2 protein-coding genes are annotated in these 913 nt (G+C 58.7%); one reads left to right on the top strand and one right to left on the bottom strand.

The annotated features are described in order from the left end of the window. The first annotated feature begins 285 nt into the window (after positions 1–285). On the top strand, positions 286–414 hold the full coding sequence (locus NW852_RS07350; protein ID WP_414426600.1) for a hypothetical protein: 129 nt from the start codon (positions 286–288) through the stop codon (positions 412–414). 249 nt (positions 415–663) lie between these two features. On the opposite strand, the gene NW852_RS07345 is transcribed toward NW852_RS07350, so the two are convergent. Beyond that, positions 664–786, bottom strand: a complete 123-nt coding sequence (locus NW852_RS07345; RefSeq protein WP_414426599.1) for a hypothetical protein — start codon at positions 784–786, stop codon at positions 664–666. Positions 787–913 lie beyond the last annotated feature (127 nt).

Genomic DNA, 913 nt, shown 5'->3' with positions numbered 1-913 from the left:
AGATCCGCAAAGGAGCAGCCCTCAACGCCATTCAAATTGCCGAGCTGCTTTTGAATGGTGTTCCCACCCCCGGTAGCTGCGAGATTAGCTCCAGCACCGCAGGCAGCAGGTAAGGGAGGAGGTGCGCCAGGCCCTACTGTCAAAGACGGTGCTACTGGCAAGGTGTGGCTAAAGCTCACGCCGGTCAAGGGTATAGCGGCGTTGTTGGTGATGGTAAAGGTGAGCGTTCCAGTGCCGGTAACAGGGGCCGGGCCAATTGGTCCAAGCGGGTTAGGAGAAAAGGCCATGGTAAAGGTGGGAGCTGGCACCGTTACCGTCAGGTTGATAGCAGCAGCGGTAGCATTGGGCGCCTGGTTGCTGCTGAGGACTACCGCTGGACTGGTCAGGGATCCCGCTGTGGTGGCCGTAACTTGAAGGTCTAGGCTGATGGTGCAACTGGCGTTAGCTGCTAACGAACCGTTGACCAGCAAGATGGAATTTGCCCCTGGCGGAGCGGCCACCGTCCCGCCGCAGCCGTTGTTCAAGTTATTGGGAGTGGCGACAATTCAGCCGGCAGGTAGCAGATCGGAGAAAGAGAGGCCGGTCAGCGGCAGGGCGGCTGTGTTGGTAATTGTGTAGGTCAGGGTTGTTTTGGCGGTGGGGCCGGCAGCCACCGAGGTGGGGCTAAATGCCTTGGCAAAAGTCGGGGCAGTCAGAGCCAGTGTTGGTGTGGGTGTTGGCGTGGGTGTCGGCAATATCGTCGTTCCGCTGCTTCCGCCGCCGCAGCAGCCGGCTAGCCCCAAGCAAACTCCTCCCAGACTACAAGAGTGGCAATCGCTGTTTTCCTCAGCTCAGTTCCAGAGGGCCTAGCACCAAGACGAGTTTATTGAAAGTGACGAAAAACATTGACACCCGGGTTGTCTGGTGCCTAGCA

It is taken from the genome of Synechococcus sp. H60.1 (assembly GCF_047462335.1).
Classification (GTDB): Bacteria; Cyanobacteriota; Cyanobacteriia; order Thermostichales; family Thermostichaceae; genus Thermostichus.
Note: the sequence above shows the minus strand (reverse complement) of the source record. Positions and strands in the feature narration are given on the sequence as shown.

Excerpts from the sequence above, each read along its gene's own strand:
- NW852_RS07350 (WP_414426600.1), top strand. The coding sequence starts at position 286 with ATGGTAAAGGTGGGAGCTGGCACCGTTACCGTCAGGTTGATAGCAGCA.